Origin of the sequence: Streptomyces sp. NPDC007162, assembly GCF_040634175.1 — a bacterium.
Classification (GTDB): domain Bacteria; phylum Actinomycetota; class Actinomycetes; order Streptomycetales; family Streptomycetaceae; genus Streptomyces.
The window spans coordinates 1-1,376 of sequence record NZ_JBEYFC010001004.1; the positions used below are offsets into that span (position 1 = coordinate 1).

Annotated in this window: 2 protein-coding genes; both read right to left on the reverse strand. The window is 71.4% G+C overall.

Features of this window, described 5'->3' with window-relative positions; genetic code table 11:
• Positions 1-814: GNAT family N-acetyltransferase (locus ABZ646_RS46670; RefSeq protein WP_360533876.1), on the reverse strand; the 814-nt coding region annotated here is incomplete at its 3' end.
• Positions 815-1,046: 232 nt separating this feature from the next.
• On the reverse strand, positions 1,047-1,376 hold a 330-nt coding region (locus ABZ646_RS46675), incomplete at its 5' end, for a flavodoxin-dependent (E)-4-hydroxy-3-methylbut-2-enyl-diphosphate synthase (RefSeq protein ID WP_360533879.1).

Below are 1,376 nucleotides of genomic sequence, written 5' to 3' on the forward strand. Positions count from 1 at the left end.
GTGACCGCGCTTCCGTGACAACCCACGCCCCTGCCGTGTTGAAGTCGTTCACGTAGAGGCTGACGAGCGGGGCCACGTCGGCGAGGGCGTAGCGGAGTACCGCTGCCATCGCGGGGGCCGCCAGGCCCTGGCCGCGGTACTCGGGGGCCACCCAGACACCCTGGATCTGGCAGGCCTCGGCCGTCGCCGCGCCGATCTCCGCCTTGAAGACGACCTTGCCGTGCTCGTCGAGACGGGCGAACGAGCGGCCGGAACCGACCAGTTCGGCGACCCTCGCCTGGTAGAGCAGGCCGCCGTCACCGGCCAGCGGGGAGACGCCCACCTCCTCGGTGAACATCGCCACGCACGCCGGCATGATCGTCTCCATCTCGTCCTTGCGGATGCGGCGGACGTACGGGTCCGGGGCGATGTCGGCGGACATGCGGTCGGTGACCATCAGGGGCTGGCGGGCGCGGACCTCGCGGGCCGGACCCCAGTGGGGTTCCAACAGGCGCCACAGCTGGGCGGTCGCCTCGGCGGGTCCGACGATGGAGGAGCAGCGGCGGCCCGCCCTGCGGGCGCGGTCGGCGAAGGAGCGGATGGCGCGCGGGGTGGCGCAGATCGGGACGAGGTTGGCGCCGGCGTAGCAGAGGGACGTGAGCATGCCGTCCTCGTACCAGCCCCACATCTCGCCGCCGAGGCGCCAGGGGTCGAGGCCGGCCACCTGGACACGTGAGGTCACGAAGGCGTTCACGACCGGCTCGCGGTCGAGTACCGCGAGCGCGGCGTCCAGGTCACTCGGTTCGAGCACCCGTGAGGTGGTCTGCGTCAACACGTGCGGGGCCTCACGCTGAGGGGTTCTGCTTGATCTCCGCACTGTACCTGCGGAAGCTGAGCCGTGCCGCCCCGGTGCGGGTTGCCGTTGGCTGGTTGGTGCCGTCGGGTTTCGTGACCTGGTTGTGCGCCTACGAGCCCGGGGGCCTCCGCCCAGAGCGCGGGTGCAGGTGGTGCTGGCTGGTCGCGCAGTTCGCCGCGCCCCTTTCGGGGCGCGTCCACTCCCGGCGGAGTCAGCCGGCGACCGAGATCGAGGGCTCGCCCGAAGCCACGCCCTCCGCCTCCATCTGTTCGGCCAGCTTCATGGCCTCCTCGATGAGGGTTTCCACGATCTTGGACTCCGGGACCGTCTTGATGACCTCGCCCTTGACGAAGATCTGGCCCTTGCCGTTGCCGGAGGCGACGCCGAGGTCCGCCTCGCGGGCCTCGCCGGGGCCGTTGACGACACAGCCCATGACGGCGACGCGGAGCGGGACCTCCATGCCGGTGAGGCCCGCGGTGACCTCTTCGGCGAGCTTGTAGACGTCGACCTGGGCGCGGCCGCAGGACGGGCAGGAGACGAT